17 protein-coding genes are annotated in these 25,608 nt (G+C 74.6%); 9 read left to right on the forward strand and 8 right to left on the reverse strand.

Features of this window, described 5'->3' with window-relative positions; translation table 11 throughout:
- Together MXD60_RS01620 and MXD60_RS01625 are read right to left on the reverse strand one after the other, a co-directional pair.
- Positions 1-6,308: type I polyketide synthase (locus MXD60_RS01620; protein ID WP_248816974.1), on the reverse strand; the 6,308-nt coding region annotated here is incomplete at its 3' end.
- Between the two features lie 1,646 nt (positions 6,309-7,954).
- Complete coding sequence (locus MXD60_RS01625; protein ID WP_518467158.1) at positions 7,955-8,896, reverse strand: helix-turn-helix transcriptional regulator; 942 nt, start codon at positions 8,894-8,896, stop codon at positions 7,955-7,957.
- An 833-nt stretch (positions 8,897-9,729) separates the two neighbouring features.
- On the opposite strand from MXD60_RS01625, the gene MXD60_RS01630 reads away from it, so the two are divergent.
- Positions 9,730-10,146, forward strand: coding sequence for a hypothetical protein (locus MXD60_RS01630; RefSeq protein ID WP_248816975.1), 417 nt, complete (start codon positions 9,730-9,732; stop codon positions 10,144-10,146).
- Between the two features lie 32 nt (positions 10,147-10,178).
- Here MXD60_RS01630 and MXD60_RS01635 read toward each other — a convergent pair whose 3' ends face one another.
- The 4 genes from MXD60_RS01635 to MXD60_RS01650 all read right to left on the reverse strand — a co-directional run bounded on the left by MXD60_RS01635 (position 10,179) and on the right by MXD60_RS01650 (position 15,559).
- Complete coding sequence (locus MXD60_RS01635) at positions 10,179-13,583, reverse strand: LuxR family transcriptional regulator (RefSeq protein ID WP_248816977.1); 3,405 nt, start codon at positions 13,581-13,583, stop codon at positions 10,179-10,181.
- A gap of 179 nt (positions 13,584-13,762) precedes the next feature.
- Positions 13,763-14,368: a potassium channel family protein gene (locus tag MXD60_RS01640; protein ID WP_248816978.1), complete on the reverse strand. Its 606-nt coding sequence runs from the start codon at positions 14,366-14,368 to the stop codon at positions 13,763-13,765.
- A 25-nt stretch (positions 14,369-14,393) separates the two neighbouring features.
- Entirely contained in the window at positions 14,394-14,693 is a 300-nt protein-coding gene (locus MXD60_RS01645; protein ID WP_248816979.1) for a DUF4193 family protein, read from the reverse strand.
- A gap of 473 nt (positions 14,694-15,166) precedes the next feature.
- Positions 15,167-15,559 (reverse strand): GroES family chaperonin, encoded by a 393-nt coding sequence (locus MXD60_RS01650; protein WP_248816980.1) that lies wholly within the window; start codon positions 15,557-15,559, stop codon positions 15,167-15,169.
- A 400-nt stretch (positions 15,560-15,959) separates the two neighbouring features.
- Here MXD60_RS01650 and MXD60_RS01655 point away from each other — a divergent pair, with 400 nt between their 5' ends.
- The 4 genes from MXD60_RS01655 (at position 15,960) to MXD60_RS01670 (ending at position 21,040) form a co-directional block, all read left to right on the forward strand.
- Positions 15,960-16,619 (forward strand): hypothetical protein, encoded by a 660-nt coding sequence (locus MXD60_RS01655; protein WP_248816981.1) that lies wholly within the window; start codon positions 15,960-15,962, stop codon positions 16,617-16,619.
- Positions 16,620-16,851: 232 nt separating this feature from the next.
- On the forward strand, positions 16,852-18,840 hold the full coding sequence (locus MXD60_RS01660; protein ID WP_248816982.1) for a hypothetical protein: 1,989 nt from the start codon (positions 16,852-16,854) through the stop codon (positions 18,838-18,840).
- A 356-nt stretch (positions 18,841-19,196) separates the two neighbouring features.
- Entirely contained in the window at positions 19,197-19,643 is a 447-nt protein-coding gene (locus MXD60_RS01665; RefSeq protein ID WP_248816983.1) for an ATP-binding protein, read from the forward strand.
- Between the two features lie 359 nt (positions 19,644-20,002).
- A complete protein-coding gene (locus tag MXD60_RS01670) occupies positions 20,003-21,040 on the forward strand; it encodes a lysylphosphatidylglycerol synthase transmembrane domain-containing protein (RefSeq protein ID WP_248816984.1) in 1,038 nt (345 codons plus the stop codon).
- A gap of 15 nt (positions 21,041-21,055) precedes the next feature.
- On the opposite strand, the gene MXD60_RS01675 is transcribed toward MXD60_RS01670, so the two are convergent.
- Together MXD60_RS01675 and MXD60_RS01680 are read right to left on the reverse strand one after the other, a co-directional pair.
- Positions 21,056-21,658 carry a histidine phosphatase family protein gene (locus MXD60_RS01675; RefSeq protein WP_248816986.1) on the reverse strand — a complete coding sequence of 201 codons (603 nt, stop codon included), beginning with the start codon at positions 21,656-21,658 and terminating at the stop codon, positions 21,056-21,058.
- Between the two features lie 12 nt (positions 21,659-21,670).
- Positions 21,671-22,069, reverse strand: a complete 399-nt coding sequence (locus tag MXD60_RS01680; RefSeq protein WP_248816988.1) for a DUF3618 domain-containing protein — start codon at positions 22,067-22,069, stop codon at positions 21,671-21,673.
- Positions 22,070-22,401: 332 nt separating this feature from the next.
- On the opposite strand from MXD60_RS01680, the gene MXD60_RS01685 reads away from it, so the two are divergent.
- From MXD60_RS01685 to MXD60_RS01700, 4 genes are all read left to right on the forward strand, one after another.
- Positions 22,402-23,313 carry a hypothetical protein gene (locus tag MXD60_RS01685; protein WP_248816990.1) on the forward strand — a complete coding sequence of 304 codons (912 nt, stop codon included), beginning with the start codon at positions 22,402-22,404 and terminating at the stop codon, positions 23,311-23,313.
- A gap of 112 nt (positions 23,314-23,425) precedes the next feature.
- A complete protein-coding gene (locus tag MXD60_RS01690) occupies positions 23,426-24,223 on the forward strand; it encodes an SCO family protein (RefSeq protein WP_248816991.1) in 798 nt (265 codons plus the stop codon).
- Complete coding sequence (locus MXD60_RS01695) at positions 24,220-24,777, forward strand: DoxX family protein (RefSeq protein ID WP_248816992.1); 558 nt, start codon at positions 24,220-24,222, stop codon at positions 24,775-24,777. Before MXD60_RS01690 ends, MXD60_RS01695 begins: the two co-directional genes overlap by 4 nt.
- A complete protein-coding gene (locus tag MXD60_RS01700) occupies positions 24,761-25,597 on the forward strand; it encodes a DsbA family protein (protein WP_248816993.1) in 837 nt (278 codons plus the stop codon). The genes MXD60_RS01695 and MXD60_RS01700 overlap by 17 nt, the downstream gene beginning before the upstream one ends.
- Positions 25,598-25,608: the final 11 nt, after the last annotated feature.

The following is a 25,608-nucleotide window of genomic DNA, read 5'->3' on the forward strand; positions in this document are numbered from 1 at the left end:
ACCGGATAACCGGTCTGCTCCCCGATCACCTCCACCACCACGTCCGACACCGCGGACCGGTCAAGCCCCGCGGCGACCACCCCTGACGCGGGTGTGGCGGCACCGAGCGGCCCGGCGGACTGCCCGCCCGTCTCCGCCGGGGTCCGCCGGGCGACGATCCAGTCGACGATGCCACGCACCGTCTTCACCGCCGCGAGCTCCTCGACGATCTCCTCATCCAGCTCCCCGGAACCGGCATCCACCAGACCGAGACGCCCGGCGAGCTCGCCCAGCACCTCCGTCCGCTTGATCGAGTCGATCGACAGATCAGCCTCGAGATCCAGATCCGGTTCCAGCATCTCCACCGGATAACCGGTCTGCTCCCCGATCACCTCCACCACCACGTCCGACACCGCGGACCGGTCAAGCCCCGCGGCGACCGGCACCGGCTGTGGTGCCGGCCCGGCGGGTCCCCCTGGCAGGACGGCGGGAACGGCGCCGGCGGCCGGTGCGACGCCGCCGGCGGCCGGTTCGGCCTGGGGGGGCGTCGGCGTCGGCACGGGATGCGCGACGCCGTTGCTGGCCACCGCTGCGGCACGACCACCGTGGGTGGGCTGCTCGACCCGCTCGACGACGGTCGGTCGCGCCCGGACCGCGGGCTCCGCCGGCCGGTCGACGGCACCGGACGAGGCCGGGGCGTAACCCAGGTAACCGAGGATGACATCACGCTGCGCGGCGACCAGTTCCCGGGTCGTACGCAGAAAGTCCAGCACTACGGCCTCCACCGGACCGCCACCTCCAAGCTCGGGCAGGCCGGCGGCGAGCGCCGCCGATTCGTCGGTCTGGTCTGTGGTCACGAACAGCTCGCCGGTCACGAACAGCTCGCCGGTCATGGCCTGATCGGCCGGGATGGCCTGCGCTGTGGGCCCGGCCGGCTCCGGTACGGCAGCCGCCGCGCGCGCCGGGCGGGGACCGAGCGGCATCGACGGTCCGCTGCCGTTCGCCGTCGCGGCGACCCCGCCCGCGGCGAACGTCCGGACCGGCGGTGCCCCGCCGGAAGGGGGCTGCGGGAGCTCGGCCGGCAGGCCGGCGGCCGAGCCGCCCGACGCCACCGTGTCGGCCGGCACTCCCGTGTCGATCAGCGCGGCGGCACCGACCAGCGGAGCGATCTCCACCGGCTCACCCACGGCTGTCCGCTCGGCCGGTGCGCCCAGCGTGGTCAGCCGGCGCGGCGGCCGCAGGCCGCCGGGCAGGACGGAGCCGTCGGCCGTGCGGACGTAGGCGCCGTCGAGCAGCCAGCCGGGCTGGCGCGGGACGTCCTGGGCGCTGACCACCTGGGCGTCACGCCCGGTGAACAGCGGTGCCGTGTCGACGGTGATGCCGATCGCGGCGAGCTCCGCGAGCGCGAGCAGCAGCCGGCGCAACCCGAGTTCGCCGGCGACGTCGGTCGCGACGACCCGGTGCGGCCGCGCGCCGAGGATCTTGCCCACCAGCTGGGCGAGGACCCGGCCGGGGCCGGCCTCGACGAAGGTGCGCACGCCGGCGGCGTACATCGCCTCGATCTGCTCGACGAACCGCACCGGCGCGGCGACCTGACCGGCGAGCGTCGCGCGCACCGCGGCGGGCGACATGGGATACGGCGCCGCGGTCGTGTTCGACCACACCGTCAGCTCCGGGGCGGCGACGGGCAGCGCGGCCAACCGCTCGGCCAGCGTGTCCGCTGCGGCGGCCACCACCGGGCTGTGGAACGCGCAGGCCACGGGGATCCGTCGGGCGGTCAGGCCGGCGGCGTCCAGCGTCGCCATCGCCGTGGTGACCGCCTGCGTCGGGCCCGAGATCACGCTCTGGCGGGGGGCGTTGTGGTTGGCGACGACCACGCCGGCCTCCTCGCCGAGCGCCGCGAGTGCCTCCCGCACCCGCTCGATCGGCGCCGACACGGCGGCCATCGCGCCCGGGTCGTCCCCTGCCGCGGCGAGGATCGCGGCGGCCCGTGCCTCGCTGAGCCCGACCAGGTCGGCGCGGTCGAGCGCGCCGGCGGCGCACAGGGCGACCAGCTCGCCGTACGAATGCCCGGCGACGTGGTCGGGCCGCACGCCGAAGGTGGCGAGCAGGTCGTGCATGGCGAGGCCGCCGAGGCCGAGAGTCGGCTGCGCGGCCCGGGTGTCGGTGATCGCCGCCGCCTGCGCGGCCCGGTCCGCGGCGGTGAACGCGGCCGGCGGGAACATCGTGTCGACCCACTGGGGGGCCAGGTCGAGCACGGCCCGCAGCCGCGGGAACGCGACGAACAGGTCGGCCAGCATCCCGGGCCGCTGACTGCCCTGGCCGGGGAACAGGAACGCGGTCGAACCCGCTGCCGTCGCGCCGGCACCGGCACCGGCACCGGCACCGGCGTCGGCGTCGGCGTCGCGGACGAACAGTCCGGCGGGCGGGTTCGGCTGAAAGGTGCGGGCCGCCTCGATCGCGGCGGGCAGACTGTCGAGATCGTCGACGACGAACGCGACCTGCACCGCTCCCCCACCCGCGGCGCAGGTGGTCCGGGCCAGGTCCCGCAGCCGGTACGGCCGCCCGGCGCCGTCGTTCGCGGTGCCGAGCGCGGCGAGCCGGTCCAGCGCCCGCCCGGCGGCCGCCCGGTCGGTGCCGCGCACGGTGAACAACTCGGCCGGCCAGCGGTCGAGGGCGTGCGCCGGCTCCGGACCGCCGTCGTAGGCGGAGAGCACGACGTGGAAGTTCGTGCCGCCGAACCCGAACGCGGAGACGCCGGCGTGCCGCTGGGAGCGCGGCGCCGCCCACGGCTTGGCGCTCTCGTCGAAGTAGAACGGGCTGGTCTCGGCGTCCCAGTATGCGTTCGGGGTGTCGATGTGCAGGGTCGGTGGGCGCACGCCGGTCTCGACCGCCCGGGCCATCTTGATCAGCCCAGCCAGGCCGGCGGCGCACTTGGTGTGGCCGATCTGCGATTTCACGGAGCCCACCGCGCAGGCGCCGGGGTCCGCGCCGTTCGCGGTGAACATCTCGGTGAGGGTGGCGAGCTCGGTGCGGTCACCGACGACGGTCCCGGTGGCGTGCGCCTCCAGCAGGCCGATGTCGGCCGGGGTGACCCCGGCCCGCGCGTAGGCCCGTTCCAGGGCCCGGACCTGGCCCTCCTTGCGCGGCGCGGTCAGCCCGAGGGCGCGGCCGTCGGACGAACCGGCGACGGCGCGGATGACGGCGTGGATGCGGTCGCCGTCGCGCTCGGCGTCGGCGAGCCGCTTGAGCACGACGACGGCGACGCCCTCCCCGAGGCTCGTGCCGTCGGCGCCCGCGTCGAAGCTGCGGCAGCGGCCCTGCGGCGACAACGCGTGCACGGAGGAGAACAGCAGGAAGTCGTGGGCGCCGGCGTGGGTGTCGACTCCGCCGCAGAGCACGAGGTCGGAGTTGCCGGTGAGCAGTTCCTTGCAGCCGGCGTCGAGGGCAGCCAGCGACGACGCACAGGCCGCGTCGACGGTGAAGTTCACCCCGCCGAGGTCGAGGCGGTTCGCGACCCGCCCGGCGATGACGTTCGCGAGCATGCCGGGGAAGGAGTCCTCGTCCAGTTCCGGCAGAAACTCGTCGAGCTCCGCGGGCAGCGATCCGAACAGTCCGGGCCACAACGAGCGCAGGCCGTAGGCGCCGGAGAGGTCTGTGCCGGCCTCGGTGCCGAACACGACGGACGCCCGGGACCGGTCGAACGACCGGCCGTCGTCGCCCTTGCGCGCCGTGTCGTAGCCGGCGTGGCGCAGCGCGCGGGCGGCGACCTCCAGGGCGAGCAGCTGGCTGGTCTCGATGCTGCGCAGCGAGCGCGGCGGGATGCCGTAGGACAGCGCGTCGAACGGGATCCGCGGCAGGTAACCGCCCCACTTCGACGGGGTGAACTTCCCGGCGTCCTTGACCACCGCGTCAGCGCGGTAGTAGATCTCCGGGTCCCACCGGTCGGCCGGCACCTCGCGGATCGCGTCGGTGCCGGCGACGATGTTGGCCCAGAACTCGTCGAGGTCAGGCGCATCCGGGAAGATCGCCGACATCCCGACGATCGCGATGTCGAGGCCGCGCCCGCCGGAGTCCGCCGGGGCCGGTTCGCGCACCGCGGCCGGTCCCGGCGCGGGGGCCGGCCGGGTGCCGGCGGTGGTCGGCCCGGCCGCGAGGCCAAGCTGCCCGGCGCGCTCGGCGAGCCGGTCGGTGGCGCCGGCGGTGACCTCGCCGTGCAGGTCGGCGACCGTGGTGCGGGCGGACCGCAGCGCCGCCACCTGGCCGATCATGAACATGCCGTCGCGCGCCTGCGCCTCGGGCGGGACTGCGACGACCTGCGCACCGTCGCGGCGCAGGCCCTTGCTGGCGACCCGCAGCCGGCCGAGGTTCAGCGACTCCAGCTCCGCCCACATCTGCTTGCGGCCGGTGCCGGCGGCGAGCAGGTCGCGCCGGCGGTCGAGGAACGTGTGGACGTAGGCGGACTCGACGCACCGGGTGGCGTGCCCGGGCGAGGTCTCCAACAGCACGGTGCGCTCGCAGTCCAGCGCGGCCTGCTGGAAACCGGGCTGGATCGCGCCGCTCGCGACGGCCTCGTCGGTGAACAGGTAGGCGGTGCCCATCAGCACGCCGACGTGGGCACCCCGCTCGGCCAGCGGCGCCGCCGCGGCCGCGACCATCGCCGCGGACCGGGCGTCGTGGATGCCGCCGGCGAACAGCAGGTGCAGGCCGGCGAAGAAGTCCGGGCCGGCCGCGGCGGTCGCGCCGTAGGCGAGCAGGCCGTCGATCTGGGCCTGCCACAGCGGGAAGCTGGCCCGCGGCCCGACATGGCCGCCGCACTCGCGGCCCTCGAAGACGAACTTGCGGGCACCGTCGGCGAGGAACCGGCCGAGCAGCCCGGGCGAGGGCACGTGCAGGAACGTGTCGATCCCGGCGTCCTCCAACGGCGCGGCCTGCGCCGGGCGCCCGCCGGCGATGATCGCGCACGGCGGGCCCACCTCCCGCACGGCCGCCATCTGCTCGGCCCGCAGCTCCGGCGGGGCGAAGCCGAGGATGCCGACGCCCCACGGCGCGTCGCCGAGCAGCGCCGCGGTCTCGCGTAGCAGGTCGCGGCTGTCGTCGCCGCTCAGCAGGGCGAGCGCGAGGAACGGCAGGCCGCCGCCGGCCGCGACGGCGTGGGCGAACTCGGCGCGGTCGCTCACCCGCGTCATCGGGCCCTGCGCGACGGGATGGCGCAGGCCTCGGGCGGCGGCAAAGGACGAACCGACCGCGAGCGGTTGGACCTGGGCAGCGGCGGTGATCCCGGCGCGGATTCCCTGGCGCACCGCCCGGACGACGCCGGCGGCGTTGACGTGGCGGTCTGCCAGCTCGGCGGCGAACGCGCCGTCCTGACCGATGGGCAGGAACTGCCGGGTGAGGTCGCGGGCGCCGAGCTGGGCGGCGACGGCGGCGAACGCGCCGGGCGCGCTGTCGGTGGTGGGGGCGTCGAGGCTGCCGTCCGAGGCGATCTCGCCGCCGGTGGCCCGCAGGTCGTCACCGGCGGGCCGGTCGCTCTGCCCGGCGAGGGCGGCGATGGGCAGGTCGGGACGACTGTAGAGCCGGTGGCCCGCGTGCAGGACGGTCTCACTGCCGTCCATGGCCCGGATCGCGGCCGCGACCTGCTCGGGCAGCTCCATCTCCCGGACCAGCGCGAGCTGGGTGTCGAGCACGACCCCGGTCGCTCCACCGGCGACGGCCGCGGCGGCGGTCGCCGGCCCGCTCCCGCCGGCGGCGAACACCGGCCCCAGGTCCCCCGCGCCGGTACGTGGCTCGGCGGCGAGAAGGTGCTGCAGCAGGGTGAACGTGGTCAGGTCGCCGACCGCGCCACCGGACTCGTTGCCGCGCGCGATCAGGCCGACCGCACCGGCCGTGACGGCGTCCCGCGCCTCGGCGACCGAGGTCACCTCCACCCACACCCGCCGGCCAGCGCGGACCAGCTCGGCGGCGGACCATGGCGACCGGACAGCGGGCGACCGGACAGCGGGCGACCGGGCGGCGAGGACGACCAGGTCGACCGACGCGGGCAGCTCGGCGGGGCTCACCGGGCAGCCGGCACCGGCCCGCACGCCGAAGCTCCCGCGGGTCCAGCGGGCCGCGTCGCGCAGCGCCTCCCGGGCCTCGCGCGCCGACCGGCCGAGGTCGAGCACACCCACCCCGCCCGCCCGCACGACCGCCGCGACGAGCGCGGGGGCAGGCTGCGCGAACGGTGTGATCACGACGACCAGCTCAGGGGCGTCGAGCGCTGCGGGCCAGACGGGCCCGTCGGGCCCGATCGACGCGCCGACGGGCGGCGGGCACAGGGCGGTGGTCATGAGCAGGTCCTCCTGGCAGGTCGTGACCCGGGGAAGCGTGGCGAGCAGGGAGTACTGGTCCGGTTCAGTGGGCCTACCGGGATCGGTTTCCTGATCGACCGGCCGGTCGGCCACGCCGCTCGACCCGCCCCTCGGACGTCACACGGCCAGATCCAGAACAAGGGTCTCACCCACCAGACCAACGTGATGAACACGTTTCGAACGACAGGATCGCCCACATCAACAGTGATCTCCTGGCCGGCGCCGCCGGGCGACATGACGTACCGGGGAAGCTGTATCTGCACTGACTACGCGGAAAACGAACGGACCCCCAGCAACTCTCGTAGAATCGACGTGACCAGTCGCGCCGAGGCACTGCCCGGCATAGCCGACTCGACATCGTCAACGTGCGCGGAATTCTAGTCCGCCCGCTTCTGATCACTGCATGGTGGCAGACGATAGACGTGATCGCATAGTCCCCAGAGCACCGTCGCCGACAGGGTGGCCAGGTAGAGACGCCATCCGTCCAACGGATAGCCCACCTCCGGACATCACCGCCGATGTCGCGGATCGGGATTACGCAGAGCCCGCACGGATGCGCACCGGGCGACGTCATCAATCCGGCCACCTATCGCCCGCGTCACGAATTGGCATCGTCCACGAAGCGGTATCCCGGCCTCGCCGGTCGCGACGGTTCCATTCAACTTTCTCGCAATAAAGCGACAATGGACAGCGCAGAATTCTTTCCTCGGCGTCGAACTGGCGCCCGGCCGGCCAGGGAAATCGAGGCCGGATGTCGCGCGCCACAGGGGAGCCAGCCGACGACCGCGGACCGCCCGGAATGTGATCGAGCTACCGCCGGCGGGTCAGTCACCGACGGCCGGGCGGACCTCGCCGGGTCCACCCAGTTGGCAGGGCCGCAGTCAACCTAGTCACAGCATGCCATCGATCGCAAGCAGGTCCGACCGGAAATCCGGGAACGATACCCATCCAAACACCCAGCAGGATTGGCTGGTCACCACGGGCATCGGCCATCGTCGCCGTAGCCAGCAAATTCTTCATTTGTTAGAAACATACCAAAAGGTAAAATTGCATGCAACCGAGACAGGATGCCCGCTGGTCCGACCAGACCAGCAACCACGACGTCGAGTGAGGATCCGCTACTGTTTGTCAACAATCGGGCGTTCCGCGGGGATTCGGGCGCGCGGTAGCCGCGGAGCGGGACGGGTCGGGGCACGAGCCGGGATTTCCCCGGCCTCGCGGCCGAGCTCGACCATCCGGCCAAAGCGGGACGCGCAATGCGGGTGGTGGGCGGGCCGGGCCGCCGTCAACGCGGTTGATCCGCGGACCGGCCCGGCCACGCCGGTAAACACAGAACGAACGCCGGCGCCGGGGGCGCCGGCGTTCGCGAAGGAGCGCGGCCGGGGCGGCGAAACCAGCCTGCGGCTCGCCGCCCGCGGCGAGCCGGCCGGAACGCCGCGGGCGTCGGCCTCGCGGGACGCGAAGGTCCCGACACTGGCGGGCCGACGGCGGAATCGCTTCGACGCCATCGGCGCTCCCCTGGTGGGGGCTTGGCCCGAGACCAGGTCAGATCGATATCTCGTCCGGAGGGGGCGCGCCGATCGCGGGCGCGCGAGGCGTGGGCGCGGCGACCGCGCCCCAGGCAGTCAGGGTCGCGGCGGGCTCGGCGGCGCGAACGCGCTGGTCTCCCGCTGCCATGCGATGGCGAGCTGGGTGCGGTTCGTGCATCCCGTTGCCACGAGGGCGTGGGTCAGATGGTGCTTGACAGTGTCGATACTGATGCACAGCGCCTCGGCGACCTGGCGGTTCGACCGGCCCTCGGCGACGAGTCGGACAACGTCCCGCTCGCGGGCGGACAGCCGGCCCGCGACCGACGGACCCGGGTCGGTCCGGATGTAGAAGCGCAGCAGGTTACCCAGATGCCGACCAAGCACAGCGCCGACGGCGCGGTCACGCGGGCCGAACGCACCCGGACGCGAGTCGAGCAGCGAGATCAGCGCGCCAACGTTCGACGGGCCGAACAGCCGAACGAGCAGCTTGGCGTGGATGCCGTGGGCGCGCAGGAAACGCTCCAGCCGCATCCGCACCTCGGGCCGGTCCGGCACCCCGAGGTCGTCGAGGGTGGCCAGGCCGCGCTCGCGGACCGAACGCAGGCTCTCCGGGTTGCTCAGCGCCTCAAGCTCCCGGTAACGCTCCATGTACGGACCGGCGAGGCGCAGCGCCAGGCCCCGGCCGGTGGGACGGGCGTCCTGGAACGCCGTCTCGATGGAGGAGCCCAGGAAGAAGGCCGAGTGCCGGTAGCCGAGGTGGCGAGCCATGCCGTCGAGGGCCAGTTCGCGGAAGGATGCCAGCGAGCTGGCCCGCTCACAGTCCTCCACCACGCGCAGGATGCCGCGCAGTTCGGCGGCGCCCAGCGCGAGGTCGCGCGGCATCGGCGCGCCGACCCGGCCCGCCTGCTGCAGGGCGGGCCTCGCGGCGCCGGGCACCGTGCGGGCGCCGCCGGGAACCTCGCCTCGACCCACCGGCGGTCCCGCGAGGGGCGCCGCGGCGCGGCCGTGGGAGAGCTGGCGCGCGGCGGCGCTGCCCATTCCGGTGCTCGGTGCGGGGTGCCGTGGGGCCGCGTGGTGCGGTGTGTTCGGCGGTGCTGGGGAACTTGCCGAGGCGCGCCTGGCCATCCCACCGACCACACCCAGGTCCGTGGATGTGTCCACGGTCACGCCGATTCGCGGCCGATGGGGTATCTCCTCGCCGATAGCATCGGTCGAGCGGGGAACTCGGTCGGTCACGCGTGCCTCCGGGGGGTCAGACTCAGAATCGCACCGGACGGTGGCCCGGTTGCGACTACATCACCGGGTGAATTTCCGGTGAAGCTGGACATGTTCGGCAAGCGTAGGGCCCGCCTACCTTGCTACGCCAGCGCTAGCTCACGCCCCTCACTCCCTCGCCCAGCAAACCCACCTTGTTTCGGGAGAAACAGGCCCCCAACCGGCCATATCTTCCGCAACTGGGCGTTCTGGCACGCGGTTCATGCACTCGGAGTGACCTTTACCTCTCGAATCGCTACCCCCTACGGGCTACCTCCTGGGGAGAGGTCAGACCGTCCCTGGCGCGCTCGCGCCACCGTCCACGGCCGTCGGCGCCATTCCACGACCACGGACGTGACACCCGCGAGCCGGTTCCGGAACAGTCACTCATCCACCAAGAGTGAGCAAAACGCCACGAACGTGCATCCCAGCATGGACAGCCATCACCGAGGGTATTAACCAGCGAGACCTTCCGCATCGAGCAGGGCCGCACCCACCGGCGCCCGGAGGCCCGCCGGATCCACGGGTGCATGTCCGGTCTCGCGCCACCGATGTCCTCTCCCCCGGCCGGCCGGCCATCGCGCCACTGGCCACGGGACGAACGAGGTGAAGCAACGATGACTCTGGGACTGTCGGTCTTTCTCGTCGTTCTCGGCGCAACCCTCCGGTACGCCCTCACCTGGCGGGTGGCCGGGGTGGATCTCCCCGTCCTCGGGCTGATCCTGATCGTCGCCGGGATCGTCACCTCGGTGATCTGCGTGCTGCGGGCGGTGCTCCCGTTCTCGCCGACGGGCCGGGGATCGTCCCGCGCGGGAGTGGTCTGGCCCCCGGCCGCGCCGCGCGCACCCGCCTCGGAACCCGCACGGCGGCCGACCGTGCCGCTGGGCGGTCCACCGGATCCGGCGGACCATCCCTACGCCGCACTCGAGAAGCAGGTGTTCGGCGAGCCGGCGAGCGCCGGAAGCCCACCGGGCGGCGGTCCCGATCCCGGCGATCCCGAGCTCGACGCCGGCCGGGACGGCTGGGACGGTTGATCCGCCGCCTCCGGCCGGCGTCGCACTCCCGGTCAGAGCAGATGAAGTTCCCGGGCGCGGTGCACGGCGTCGCGGCGGCGCGGCACGTCGAGCTTGCGGTAGATGCTCTTCAGATGCGTCTTGACGGTGTTCACGGAGACATAGAGCTCCGCGGCGATCTCCGCGGTCGTCAGCATCGTCGGGAGGTAGCTGAGCACCGCGAGTTCCCGGTCGCTGAGCCGGTCGCCCGCGGCCGCCCCGCCGCGGCGCCGCCGCGCGGGCGCCGCGCCCGCCGCACGCGACGCCGGAGGGGACGGGAAGGCATCGGACGCCGGAGGAGACCGGAAGGCGTCGTCGGCCGCCCGCGCCGGCAGCCCGGGCACCTGCCCAGGGCGGCCACCCGGCGCGGCCGGCACCCGGGCCCGGTGACGCCAGTCGACCGACCCACCGGGTCCACCCGTCCCCGGGCCGCCGCGCCGGCGCACGTCCAGCGGGCCGCCCGGCCTTCCTGCCGCGACCGGTCTCGATAGCCAGGCCCCCGCAGCCTGCGCGCCGGCGGGCTGCGCGCCGGCGGGCTGCGCGCCGGTGGACGGTGGCCGGGTGGGCGCCGGCACTCTGACCCCGGCGCCAAACCCCCCGTTCCCGGGACCGGGACCGGCACCGGCACCGGCACCGGCTGCCGGGACAAGGCCAGGACCACGGGCGGCCGTCGCCGGTTCCGGCCGCACAGCCCGGCCGGCGCCGGCGGCGGCGCGCAGGTCGGCGATGAACCGCGGATGCGCGGCCCTCAGGCCGGGATGCGCGTCGAGCAGGGCCATCACCTCGTCGCCGAGGTCAAGGAAAGGACTGGCCAGCCCCTCTTCCTCGGCCAGCGCGAGGGCGCGCGCCAGCAGACCGGTCGCCCGCGCATGATCGTCGCGGCGCGCCGCGACGATCGCCGCGAGCGCGCACGCGGCCCCCCCCGGACCGCGGCCACCGTCGGCGCGCCGCAGCGCCGCCCCCGCGGATTCCGCCGCGTCGGGATCGGCGCAGGCAAGCGCGGCCCGCGCCGCGGCGAGGGTGACGATGTGATCCAGTCGGCGGGCGTCGGTGGGGCGGGCGTCGGTGGGGCGGGCGAGCGCCTGCCGGGCCGCCTGCGCGTTTCCCGCGGCCAGCAGCAGGTCGACCTCGGCCGCCTGCCACAGCGACAGGCACAGGGGTGGTCCGGCGGGCCGGCCGTGGGCGCCGAGCAGCCGCCGGGCGGCGCGCACGTCGTCCGCGGCGCCCCGTCGGGCGCGCACGCGGGCCTGGCCCACCGTGACGAGGTCGAGGAGGTAGGGCGGTTGCCCGTCGCCGCAGCCGGCACGGGCCGCCCGCAACTGCTCCGCGGCCAGGTCGCCGTCGGCGCGGCCGAACGCGACCAGCGCAAGGGCAAGGCGCGCCTCGACCGGTCCGGCCGGAGTCGGCGACGCCGCCGCGCCCCCGGCGGCCAGCACGGCCGAGGCGGTCGACTCGGCCAGCCGCAGCCGCCCCCGCAGGGCCTGGACCAGGGCAAGTGCGCCACCTGCCGCCATCTCGATCGTCGCGGAGCGGGCCACTCGCGCCGCATCGAGGGAGGTGATCAGCGCCTCCACCGCCGCCTCGTACCGGCCCAGCAGCAGCTCCCCGCGCCCCCGGCCGCACCAGGCCAGTGCGGCGACGAGGTCGCCATCCGGCGCGTCGGTGACGGGTCGCCGGCCATCGATCTCACCCGGCGCCGCGCGGAGGTCCCGCCGCAGCCCGGCCGCCGCCTCGGGCGCCGCCCGGAGCAGTCGCCGGGCGACGGTCAGCATCTCCTCGGCCGCGCCGCGCAGCTCCGCCCGGCGCAGCTCCAACAGATCGGCCTGCACGGTCAGTGACCGGCGCCGAGTGGCGGCGGCCGCCGGGATCGCGGCCCGCGCCGCCTCCAGACATCTGGTCGCCTTCGCCACCCGGCCGTGTCGCAGATGCCCGGCGGCGGCGGCGAGCGAGCACTCCGGCGCCCCGGCGGTCGGGGACGTCGGCATCGCTGCCAGCATCGAGTCGACCCGCGACCCGCCGCCGAACAGCGTGTCGAGCATCCCCACCCCCGCGGCGAGCAGGCAGGACGCGTACCACCAGTCGCCGGCGGAGGCGGCGTGGCGCACCGCGTCCGCGGGCCGGCTGTGCGCGGCGAACCACAGGGCGGCGCGCAGGTGCAGCTCGTCGACGTCCTCGGCGCGGTCCCGGGCGAGATCCGCCCGCAGCATCGCGGCGAACGGACGGTGGTAACGGAACCAGCGGCCGTCGTCGAGCGGGATCACGGATCCGTCCCGTTCCGCGAACGCCGTGAGCAGGTCGGCACCGCTGGTGGCCACCGGCCCGACTTCCCGGCCTGCCGGGGACGACCGGTCGCGACCGCCGGGCGCAGGCCCGCCAAGCTGGACGGGCTCACCGACCACCGCGTCGGCCAGCGAGCCGGTGACCCGGTCCAGCAGGCTCGTGCGCAGCAGGAACCGGCGGACGACGGGAGGGTGGCGGCTCAGCAGCTCAGCCCGCAGGAAGTCGGTGATCTCGGGCACGGCGACGAGCGCCGAGGCCGGCACCGCGGGGCTCGCGCCGTCCGCCGCCGGTTCCACCTGCGTGCCACGGGCCGCCGCGGCCACCGCGAGCCGCACACCGGTCGGCCAGCCCTCCGTCACGTGCAGCAGGTCGTCGGCCAGCGACCGGGCGGCGGGCACCGTGTGCGCCCGCAGGAGCTCCGCGATCTCGGGGCCGGTGAACGCCAGCGCCCCCGGGCCGATCTCGGTAAGCCGGCCGCCGGCCCGCAGCCGGTGCAGCGCCACCGGCACCGCCCGGCCCGCGAGGATCGTGCTCAGCCGGTCACCGGCCTCGTTGACCAGCAGCTCCAGGCCGTCGAGGTCGGCGCGTCGGCGGAGCAGGTGCACGTCGTCGAGGATGAGGGCGACCGGGCCGGCCAGGTCGGCGAGCAGGTTGGCGAGCTGCCGGTAGGAATGGTCGGGAGGCGCGGTGCGCTCGGCCGGGCCCGCGTGGGGCGGCTCGGCCGGGTCGGGCACGCCGGGTTCCGCGGGGATCTGGCGACCGTCGGGAGCGCTGTCCGCGAGCAGGATCCCGGCGTGAACCAGGCTGTGGACCAGCTGTGGCCACAGTGGCAGTGCCGGGTCGACCCGGATCCAGCCGAGGGAGCCGGCGGGCCGACTGCCCGCCCAGGCCGCGAGCAGCGCGGTCTTGCCCCAGCCGGCCGGGGCCCGCAGGACGGTGAGCGGTCGGGTGGCCGCGTCGTCGAGGGCCGCCCGCAACCGGGGCCGGTCGAGGAACCCGGACGGGACCGGCGGAACGACGAAACGTCCGCGCACCAGCGGGAGGTCCGCGGCCCCGCCCGGCGCGTGCGGCGGCGGGGGCTCGACCAGGTGGGAACGAGACGGGACAGCCCCGGACACCGGCGACTGTTCGTCGAGCATTCCACACCACCCCCACGGCACGCTTGCCTTCGGTAGTGGTACAGCTACTCAGGCGTACGAGCAACCCGGGGAGGCCTGGCGGCGCGAGCCGTCGTGACCGGTCACCGGGCCAGCCGGGCGGATCCGGACGACTTGCCGAGGCCCCCGGCAGGGCAGCGCCGGACAGCGGGCCGCGACGATCAGCCCGGTTCGCCCCGGCGGCTGGGCCTGGAGGCCCGCAGCACGGATCCGGCGGTCGCGATGAACAACACGTCAAAGCCCATCTGCACGGTGACGACCACCCGGGCGGCCTGCCCCACCGCATGGACGTCGCCGAACCCGACGGTCGTCAGCACCGCCATCGTGAAGTACAGGGCGTCGGTCCGGGTGCGGATGCCCGATATCTCACCGCCGTAGTGCCCCAGCGAGTAATAGGTGGTGGCAAACAGCAGCACAGTCAGGCAGACACCGACGAACAGCCGGGCGCTGGCGTTGCGGTAGGGCGTGCCATGCCGGCTGGCGCCCACCTGACGGGCGAACAGCCAGCCGAGCAGAGCAAGGCCCACGACCAGCAGGACGAGCCGGGCGGCCAGCGCCACTCCCCAGCTGCCCTCGTAAATCGGCAGGCAGTAGAACACGGCGATGGTGGCGGCGATCGTCGCCAGCACGGCGGCGATTCCATGGCCTGGACCGGGTTGCTGGTCGGCCCGCGCCCGCGACGGAGACGAGGCGCCGGGCGGTCCCGGGGGGTGCGCCCCGGGAGGCTGGTCCGGCGGCGGGCCGACCGGTGGCGTCACACCGGTCATGGCAGCCTCCCGGCCCGGCCCGGCCTCAGGCCGCGCAGTCCGAGCAGACCACGCGCCGTTGGTCCGCCAGCTGACTGCGGTGCTGTACCAGGAAGCACCGGGTGCAGGTGAACTCGTCCGCCTGCCGCGGAAGCACCCGCAACGCCAGTTCCTCGTCCCTGACCTCCGCGTCGGGCAGGTCGAGTTCGGCCTCGAGAGCGTCCATGTCGTCGCCGAGATCCGCTGCCGCGCCCGCGCGCTGCGCCTTCAGCGTCTCGAGACTCTGCTCCTGAAGCTCGTCCTCCTCGACATCCGCGCTTCGCCGAGCGTCGAAGTCCCGCGCCACGTGTCTCCTTCCCTTTCTCTACCGTCGCTCGCCCATTGGCTGTGTCAGCCGACGGGTACCTGTGTCAACCGATGGGTACCTGCCCACCGCTGAACGTGGGGAGCCATTCGGTTCAGCACCCCAGGACATCGGTCGGCTACGTTACGCATTACCCCGGGGATGAGGATGGAACGTCCTATGTCCGCATTCCCCGGTGTCTCCGCCACTTCCAAGGGTCCGGCCGTAACGCGGATCTCCAAAGCCGAGCGAAGGATACGGGTCTCAACCCCGTCAGGCCAGGCAGGGGACTGGTCGGCGCGGTGTCTCTCCCACCACATTCACGACCGGATGCCACGACCCGGGCGGGTCACCCGTATCTCGATCGATGCGGCACCGTACACCATTCGGTGACAGGGCGACACCGGGTGGTCGGCCGAGCCGATCCTTGCCGGGCGCGCTCGCGGAAGGGGGGCGCCCGGACCCGGGCGCGCAGCTCAGAGGTAGAGGCCGGTGAGACCGTCGTCCAGCCGCTCGGCCGCGACGGCGTGCACGTCCCGCTCGCGGAGCAGGACGTAGGTGGTCGAGTGCAGCTCGACCTCGGCGCGTTCCTCCGGGTCGAACAACACCCGGTCACCGATCTGGATCGTCCGCACGGCGGTGCCGACTGCCACCACGTCCGCCCAGGACAGCCGTTTGCCCATGTGAGCGGTCGGCGGGATGACGATGCCCGCCTTCGACCGGCGATCCACGGCGTCCTCACACGGTTCGACCAGCACCCGGTCGTGCAGAAGCCTGATCGGTAGCCCGCCGGTCTGGGTGACACCCACACGCGTGTCCGCCCCAACCGCGCTGCCGACTCCCTGGACACCGTCGGACACAACACTCACAGGGCGGACCCTACCCGGCCCGGCACCGCACCGGGCTCCCCTGGGGGGAGGTCCCTCGCCGCCGGCCGCTGCGGCCACCGGGCGGCGTCGGGCGTTTTCCCGCATCCGATCGCCACGGTCAGTCAGGTCGGCGGAGTGGGTTGCCACAACCGTCTCGGGTTGACCTCGCCGGATGATTGACCACTGGTAGCGAGGCAACCTCGAATCCAGTCGTAGTCGCTATCCCCACAGACCGCACTGAACCCTCCCGGAGGGGGAATGGTCTCCCAACGGGGTATAAGCTGCCGCCCATCGCCGCCCGGGCTGGCGCTGACGGGCGGCGCGAGGTGGCACCTCTCGTTCGTCCGTTGGCGCCGAGGAAACCGTAGGCACGTAACGAACTCAGGGATGGGGCGCCACCATGGCATTGCGCATCAGTGTCGATCTCGATGGTCTGCGATGGGCCGATCTGTTCCGCTTCGTCGATCTTGCCCGCAACGGTGGGATCAGCGCCGACGATCAGGTCGACGTCATCACCTACGGCAGCGACCCGATGTCGGTCAGCCTCTCCGCCCGTATCTACCCGGCGTCCGAGGGCCTGCTGTCCGCAGAGCAGCCGGACCCGTCCGGCAGCGCGCCGCTCTCGCTCGCTCCCGGCGTCAGCTCCGCGAACGGCGCGGGCTACGGCTACGACGCGGGCGCCGCCGAGCGCAGCCAGTCCGCCAACGGCGCGCACTACCCTTCCTTCGACAACGGCCAGGACCGCGCCCCCGCGTCCGGCGCCCCCGGCATGCCGCCCTACGGCCCGGGACCGGGTTACGACAGCCCGGGCGATCGCGGCGTCCCGCCGGCCGCGGGCGGCCACTACCCGCCGTTCGACGGCCAGCCCGACCGGATGCCACCGAACGGCGGGGGGCAGTTCGCCGGCTTCGAGCCGTTCGACCGCCCCGCGCCCGGCAAGGACCCCGGCGGCGCCGCCGGGGGGGTCGAAAGTCCTTACATCGAGGAGTTCGCCCGCCTTCAGGAGGGTCTGATGCGTCAGGTGCGCCGCACCGACGAAGTCCGGCCGGACCGCGCCTGAACAGCGATTCGCGTCACCCCCGGGTGCAGGGTCTGTCAGTGCGAAGAGGCGGGGTCATCCGGCCGGCGACCAGCCCCTGGGCCCGCACGCTCACCGCAGGTGAGAGGTACGGGACCCTCGGCGCCAGCAGCGGGCTTACCCCGGACGCGGAACGTGAGATCGCCGTGACGAGCTCCTCCTTCGTTCTACGCCGTTCCCCCCTTCTCGGCCGCTATGGTGCATGCTGCCTGTGATGGACAATCCGCGCCTTGCCGGCGTCGAGCAATATCACGGGCGACTGTGCTCGGAGCTCGACGTCATCGCGCGTGGGCCGGTACTGGTCGGCCCGAAGATCATCGAGCATATTCATTCACTGATCTCACTCATTGATCTGCATCAGCCGAACGAGTTTGATCTCTGCCTGGGCTGCGACCGTCTCTGGCCGTGCGCCTCGATCATCGCGATCACCGGAATCTCCGCGGATGCCGCCGACGAGATCGCCCACGCGGACGAGATCGGCCACGCGGACCCGGAGGCCGACCTCGCCGAGGATCCCCTCAGCGGCGCCCTGGCCGTCCCCACCGGCCAGCTCCCGCCCGCGACCGCGCCAGTCCAGCCCCTGCCGGCTGACCAGCCCCCGCCGCTCAGCCAGCCCCCGCCGCTCAGCCAGCCCCCGCCGCTCAGCCAGCCCCCGCCGCTCAGCCAGCCGATGGCGGCACCTCGGCAGGCCCAGCCCACGTACGCCGAGCAGCGCGGCTCGGATCAGCACCGCGGCGAGCTCCAGCGGCACCCGGCTCAGGCGTACCAGGACCAGACCTACGCAGCGGACCGGGCCTACCAGGACGAGGACAGCCAGCGTTTCCAGGAGCGGGCGTTCCAGGACCGCGGGTACCAGGCTGGCGAGGACCAGCGCCTGCAGGAGCGGGAGCGGGCCCGCCCGGACCGCTCCCGGCAGGAGCAGGCGTACCGCGAGCAGGCCTACCGGGAGCAGGCATTCCGGGATCAGGCGTATGCCGACCACGGGACCGAGAGTCGCGACGCCGAGGATCGCCCTCGCCGCGACCAGCCCGCGCGCGACCAGCCGTCCCGGGACGAGCACTACGTCGACCCCCGCCACGAGGCGCGCCGGCTCCGGCCGGAGGCACCGCGCTCCGGCGGCCAGGACCAGGCCGACCACCGGCCGGCGCGCGAGACCGGACGCCACGCGCCACGACCCGCCTTCCCCCCGCCGGGTGTCCCCCGGCATGCTCCCGCACGCCCGGCGTCGACGCCCGAACGCGACGCGGGCTATCCGCCCGCCGCGCAGGCTCCGGCATCGCCCGGCGGCGGCCCGCGGCCCGGCAGGCCGGTTCCGCAGCTGCCCGGGGTCGCGCCGCCCGCCCCCCGGCCGGCGGCGAACGGCCGGGACGACCGCCACGCCGACCGGCGACCCGTGGGCAACACGCCGGCGGAGTCGGACGGCCCCCGGCAGAACGGCAGACCGCCGGCATACCCGCCGCCGCACCCGGTGAGCGCGGGCCTGCCCGGTGTCGGGCCGGTGAACCGGACGCCGCTGCCCCAGTCCCAGTACCCACCCGGGGTCTCGGTGCCGGTCTCACGACCGGCGCCGCCGGTTTCCGGACCGGTCGAGCTGACCGGCCCGGCGGAGCTGGCCGCCGCGCGGGTCGGTGACACCTGGCCGGGGCAGCAGCGGGCGACCCAGGCCCGCGCCGGCGACGGCCGCCCAGCGGCTGGCGGCCCGCCCTCGGCGAACGATCGGTCGCGGGACCGAGAGGGCGTGCCTCCGCGTGTCCCGGCCGCCGAACGCGGCGGCCGGGACTGGCCCGGGCCCGGCGGTTCGGGTGCCGACGGACCGGATGCCGACGGACCGAGGCGGCCCGCGGACGGCGCCGGCAGGGCGCCCGATCGGCCCGCCCCGCGCCCACAGGGATGGCCTGACCCCCGCGCGCCCCGCGGCCGGGCGGACAGCCCGCCGCCCGGGGGGCGTGGCGATGGCGGCGAGCGGCCAGCGGCGAATCCCGGGCGGGGTTCGTATGGCCCGATCGGGGCAGGCGGAACGGGAATTCCGAATGTTCCGCACCGGGCGGCGGACCCCCGCGGGGTGCGCCCCGCGGGGCCCGCGAGACCCGGTAACGGGCTCTCCGCCGAGGCCGCGTCGATCGACCAGGAGCAGGTCGACGAGGTCACTCGGGCGTGGCTGGAGCGCCGCGGCTCCGTCCTCGACGGCATTGATGTCATCTGACCGGTCGGCGTCAGCTGATCGGTTGACCGCGTCGGGTCAGCACTGATCAGCACGCACCGGTCGGCCGGCGCTGGTCGGCCGCTGCCCGGCTGCCCGCCCGCAACGTGCCGACGCGGCCGCCGCGACCGCGCCACGCCGATCGGTGTGGGGTCCGCCCGGCGCGCCGCGGCCACGGTCGGCGCCCCGGCGCGGTATCCAGAGGCCGCGCGTCGTGGCAGAGGGACGACCCGCGGCCACGCAGGGTGCAGGTTTGAGGTGGCGGGCGGGGTGGCAGGTACGCGTCGCCGGGCAGCTCGCTCGGCGCGGGGACGCCGGACCTCCGAGGGCGCCCCGCTGGAGCCCACGGAAGGTGAGGCGTGGCAGGAGTACTGACCGCACGCTTCGACCTGCCCGCCGATGCCCGCACCGCCGGACGGGCCCGCCGCCTGGTCGCCGAACTGCTCGCCGCGTGGCACCGTCCGGAGACCGTCGAGGTGGCGAAGCTGCTCGTCAGCGAGGTCGTGACGAACGCCGTGAGATTCGTCGGCGACCGCGGCGCGCTGTGCCTGAGCGTCGCCCTGAACGTCGACCGCATCCGCATCGCCGTCGACGACGGCAGTTCGTTGCGTCCGGCGCTGCGGCCCGCGGGTGAGGACGACGAGTCGGGCCGGGGCATGCACCTCGTCGCCGCCCTGGCACTGCAGTGGGGCGTCGTCGACATCAAGGACGAGCAGGGACCGGGCAAGCAGGTCTGGTTCGACCTGCCCCGCCAGCCAGACCCACCCCGACAGGAGGGTTCCCTGGAAGCCACCTACGGTATCTGACCGGTCAACGCCCGATGTTCCCCGACCCGAGCCGACCCCCGTGGGAGGCCGCCGACATGTCGGAAAGGCAGGTCAGCCGCGTGCGGCGCGGTCTGGCCGCCGCCGTGGGCCGCCGCGACCGAGCCGGGCGGCGCACTTGGTTTGTCCGGAACACCGCGCCTGGACCGACGACGGACAGCTCACCCCACCGGAGCCTTCATACGCCGTTCAGGCAACTCGCGTACCGTGACGGACGTCTCTCCCACCATGAGTGGGACCACGGCTCCGGCCCAACGGGGGTTGTCATCGAGATCCCGGTCCTGCTCGGCCCGGACGACGCCATCCCATCCACGATCGGGGCGGCGCCCAGGCAGGCGGCCGTGACGGCGCCTGCGGCGCGGCTCGTCGACGAGGCCGATCCGCATCGTCACGTCTTCGTCGAACCACTGTCCCTCGCGCCCGGGCGGTCGCGCCCGCAGCGGCGGTCGATCGCCTGCGCCATCGTCGTCGCCGTCCTGCTCGCCGCGCTGGCGGTGCGTTTCCGCGGGGACGCGGCCTCCCGGCTGTCCGGGGTGCCCGCTCCCCGCTGGCACTGGCTGGCCGCCTGCGCGGGCTGCGCGGTGGTGTTCTACATCGCCAACGGGGTGTCCATGCGGGCGGCCAGCGGGCTGCGGCTGGAGCTGCGCACGGTGACGAGTGTCCAGGTCGCGGCGGCCGCCACGAACCGGATCGTCCCCATCGGTCTCGGCGCGATCGCGGTCCATCTCCGGTTCCTCCAGAAGCGCGGCCTGACCCGCCCGGCGGCGCTCGCGGCCATCGCGTCGATCAAGGGCGCCGGCGCCGTGAGCCATCTGCTCGGCCTGGTCATCGTGGCAGGCACCCTCAGCGACACCGGGATCGGCGCCGCCGTGATCAGCCCGATGCGGTCCACCGTCCACGACCTCGGCGCGGGGCCGGTCGTGCTCGGCTGCGTGGTCGTCGGGGCACTCGGCACCGGCACCCTTGCGCATCCGCGGGTGCGGGCGGTGACCCGGCCGGCGACGCGGGTGTTCCGCGCCCACCTGTCGGTCCTCGCGCACTCGCCGGCCCGCACGGCGGTCCTGCTGCTGTCCCAGGCGGGTACCCGGCTGTGCCAGATCCTCGCGCTCGCCTGCTCGGTGTGGGCGTTCGGCGCCAGCATGACGCTGATGTCCGTGGCGACCGTCTACCTGGTCGGCTCGATGGTGGCCGGCGCGGCGCCCACCGCCGGTGGCGTCGGCGCGCTGGAACCGGCGCTGGCGTTCGGCCTGGCGGCCGCCGGCGGCAGTGCCGCGGCCATGCTCGCCGCCGTGCTGGTCTACCGGGTGATCAGCTTCTGGCTGCCCGTCGTCCCGGGCGTGTTCTTCCTGGCCAACCTCCGCCGCACCGGCAACCTGTGACGTCCGGCCGGCCGCTCAGGCCGGCAGGTTGAGGGCCTCGATCACCGCGGCCTCGTGTTCGTGGCCGAGCACCGACACGCTGCCGGCCGCGAGGGTGACGTGGACGCCGGCGCGCGGCGCCAGCCCGAGCCAGCGGGCGATGAGCACCCGCAACAAGTGGCCGTGCCCGACGAGGGCCACGTCGCCACGTTCCAGCGCCGGACGCAGCCGCGCGAGCACCGCGTCGGCGCGGGCCCCGACCTGCTCGGCGCTCTCGCCGCCGGGAACCGGCGCGGTCCACACCGTCCAGCCGGGCATCGTCTCGCGGATCGTTGCCGTGGTGATGCCCTCGTAGTCGCCGTAGTCCCATTCGGCAAGATCGTCCCAGACAACCCGTTCGACCGCCGGCGGGGCGGCCAGCCCGGCCAGGTCGGCGGTATGCGTGGCGCGGCGCCGCGGGCTGGTCGCCACCAGCTCGAACGACCATTTCGCCAGCCGTTCGGCCTGACCGGCGGCCTGCCGCTCGCCCTCGGCCGTCAGCGGGACGTCGGTGCGACCGGTGTGCCGGCCGTCGCGGCTCCACTCCGTCTCGCCGTGCCGCAGGAGCACCAGCCGACCGGGCGGGACGGCCCCGCTCATCCGCGCGACCGCTCAGCCACGGCGCGATGCCCGGCGCCGCCGGCGCACCCCGCCGGCGAGGAGCAGCAGCCCACCGCCGACGATGGCGACCCGGTCCCAGCGGACGACGCGCACGAGCGCGGAGGTCGCCCCGCCGGCGCCGGCGGGCAGGGCCGGTGGCAGGACGCCATCGCGGAGCGCCGGCCCGCCGCCCTCGCCCGCCGTCAGTTCCCCCAGGCCTGGTCCGGGCCCGAGGCCGAGTGCCGGGCCGTAGCGCGCGCGCAGTTCGGCGGCACGGACGCGGAGCTGGACCTGGGTCCGTTCGGCGATCCGGCGCGGGGAGACGATCTCCGAGATGGCGTCGATCGTCTCGGCGAGCTCGGCGCGGGTCTCCTCGATCTGCCGCTGGATCACGGCCGGGTCCTGCGGCACGGATGTCGCCCTCTCGTCCGGTGCGGACGCCGCGCCGCGGACATCCCACGTAGGGTGCGGCCGGCCTGCTCCGATCGTGCCAGACCGGCCACCGCCCGGCGAGGCAATACCACCGGTGGGGCGGGGGGACGTACCTCTCATCCCGCCGGATCGGGCCGGTATCCGCGCCGGCGCCGGGTCGCCACGGCCGCGACGACGGGCCCGCGGGGCCGGCCGTTAGGCTGAAGGCTGTGCATGGCGGCCGGCGCGGGTCCGTCCTGGGCGTGCCCCGTCCCGGGCTGGCCGGTCGTGCGCCGCCGCACCGCGGCGCCCGTCCGGGCCCCCCCGCGAGGATGACGCGAGCGGCGTCGGCACGCCGGGCCGGCTGGCGCGGCGCCGGTGCTGGCGCGGCCTTCGCCGTGCCGGCCGTCGCTCTCGCCCTGCTGGCCCATCTGCCCTTCGCCGGCCGGCTTCCCCCGGCGCCCTGGCTGCTCGGTGTCGCGCTCGCCGCCGTGGTGCTGGCCGCGGCCGCCGATGGTCTGCGCGCGGCCCTCGTGACCCGCCGCGGCGGCCGGACGCCCGCCTGGGGTGTCGGTGGCCCGCGCTCGTTCGCCGGGCTGCTCGCCACGCAGGGGCTGCTGCACGGCGCCCTCGCCGCCCAGGGGGCCGTGGCGGGCCGACGCCAGGCCGCCAGCGGCGACGGCGCGCGCCTCGACGCCCTGGTCAATGCGCTGCTCTGCCACAGCCGTCCGGCCCGGCTTCCCGGCGGGCTCGACCCGGCGCTGGTGGCGGCGGCGCGCCGTGCCGTCACCCGCACGGCACCCGGCTCCGGCTCGGGCGGTCGGACCGCCGGAGCGCACGGTGCGCTCGGCGGGTTCGCCGTCGTACTCCCCTCCGGGCCTGCCTCCTCCACCGTTGCCGTGGCGGTTGCGATGCCGCTGGCCCACGCCGTGGCCGCCGCGCTGACCTTCTGGTGGACGCGGCGCGGCGCCTCACTGCTGGCCGGCGCCGTTCGGCTGCTGGCCGCCCGCCGCCGCCGACACCCGGCACGACCGCCGACCCGCGCGGTGGCGCCGCCGGCCCGTCCGGGGCGGCACGAGCCGGCCGCCGCCCGGCTGCGGCTGACGATGCTGCGCCACGCCGTCGCCCGCCGCGGGCCGCCCGGTGCCGGGCCCGGCACCACCCGGCACCAGGCCGCGGCCCGTCAGCTCGCCGTGGCCCGACTCTCCATCACGACTTCGTCACTCCTCGACCATGCCTGGTGAGGGGTGCTCCCGCGCGCCCCGCCGCGCCTGCTCCCGGAGCGTCATGTCCTCGACCCGATCCTGCCGCGGGCGGACCGCCCGATCACGGCGGTTCCCCGCCCCACGCCAGCCCATGGCGTACACCGCCGACCTCGCCGCCGGGCCCGTCCCGTCCGCTCCGCCCACGTTCCGGTTTCCGACCCCCGCGACCATCGCCGAGTGGCGTCGGCAGTCCCGGCTGTCCGCCGTCCGCCGACGCGCCGGCCGGCTGGTCACCCTCGCCGGCTCGGCCCTGGCCGCGTCGTCCCTTGTCCTGCTCAGCGCCTGCGCGGGCACGGGGACGAACAACAGCGGCGTGGGGGTGGTCGACGCCGGCGAGTCCGACGACGGCGGCCTGCACGGCACCGTCCCGGCCAAGCGGACGGTCAAGCCCGCGCTGAACCTCACCGACGTCAACGGTGCCCCGTTCGACCTGCGAGCCCGCACCAAGGGCAAGATCACCCTGGTGTTCTTCGGGTACACGACGTGCCCGGATGTCTGCCCGACGACGATGGCCGATCTCGCGGCCGCCCTGAGCGAGGTCAAACCGGACGTCCGCTCCCAGATCGCCGTCGTCTTCGTGACGACCGACCCAGATCGGGATACCGGGCCGGTTCTCACTCGTTGGCTCGGACAGTTCGACTCCAGCTTCATCGGGGTCCGCGGCACCTTCGACCGGATCCAGGCCGACGCCGACGCCCTCGGTGTCCCCCTGTCCAGGCCGGAGGTCCAGGCCGACGGCTCCGTCCTGGTCACCCACGGTTCCCAGGTGATTGCCTTCTCCCGGGACGACCGGGTCCGCGCGCTGTACCTCGCGGGCACGAGCGTCCAGGACTACATCGATGACCTGCCCAAACTGACCGCCGAGCGGTCCGGAGAACAGCCGACATGAACACGATCGCCCACCGCCTGAGCACGCCGACGCAGCCGACGAGCCGCGTCGTGTCCACCGTGCTCCGGCTCGTGCTCGGCGCGGTGTGGCTCGCCGCCGGGCTGCTGAAGGTCAACGATCCCGACGGCATGCTCAGGTCGGCGCGGGCGTTCCGGATCCTGCCCGAGGCGCTGGTGCAGCCGGTCGCCTATGCCGTCCCGTTCCTGGAGATCGCCCTCGGCCTACTGCTGATCGTCGGGCTCGCCGTGCGGGTCACCGCGATCGTGTCGGCGCTGATGTTCGCGACCTACATCGCCGCCATCGCCTCGGCGGCGGCCCGCGGGCTGCGCATCGACTGCGGCTGCTTCTCCTCCGGCGGCGACCTCACGGCCGACGCGCCCACGCATTACACCTCCGAGCTGATCCGCGACAGCCTCCTGCTGGCCGCGGCAGCTCTGCTCGCCTGGCGGCCCGCCGGCTACCTCAGCGCGGACCGCCTCCTCGACCGCCCGGGCGACCACGAGTCACCGGCGGACGACCGTTTCGGGAGTGACACAGATGGCCTCGAAGACTAAGTCAGGCGCCGGGAACGGCGCCGGGCGCGGGAACGGAACCGGTGGCCGCGCCGGCAGCGGTGGGTCCGGCGCCACCGGCGGCGGGGGCCGCCCACCCGAGCGCCGCACCAGCAGCGCCGACGAGCGCCGGGCCAGGGCGGCGGCCGCCCGGGCCACCGCGGCGGCCCAGGAACGGCGTCGGCGCAACCTCGTCATCGCCGGGGTCGTGGTCGTCGTGCTCGTCATCGCGGGTGTGATCGGCTTCGTCGTGCAGAACTCCCGCGAGGACTCGACGCCGGTCGTCCTGCCGGCCACGGCAACCGGCACCGACCACGGCATCGTGGTCGGCAAGGCGTCCGCCCCCGTCACCGTGGACATGTACGAGGACTTTCAGTGCCCGATCTGCGGCGAGTTGGAGAAGACCACCGGGCCGACCATCAACACGCTCCTCGACCAGGGCAAGATTAAGATCACCTATCATATGATGATCTTCCTGGGCCCGGAGTCGAAGCGCGCCGCCAACGCCGCCGCCGCCGCGGCGAACGAGGGCAGGTTCCGCGAGCTGCATTCCGTCCTCTACGCCAACCAGCCCGAGGAGAAGACCGGCGGGTACACCAACGCCCAGCTGATCACGTTCGGCGCCAAGGCCGGCCTGACCTCCCAGGCGTACAAGGACGCCGTGAACAACGGCACCTACGACGGCTACGCCACCAAGGTCGACAGCGACGCGTCGAAGGCCGGCGTGACCGGCACGCCGACGGTGTTCGTCGACGGCAGGCAGCTCTCCCAGGACCAGCTCACCCCGGCCGGCTTCACCGCCGCCGTCAACGCCGCGAGCTGACCCCGACGCGA

This window comes from Frankia sp. AgB32 (assembly GCF_023243045.1).
Taxonomy (GTDB): domain Bacteria; phylum Actinomycetota; class Actinomycetes; order Frankiales; family Frankiaceae; genus Frankia.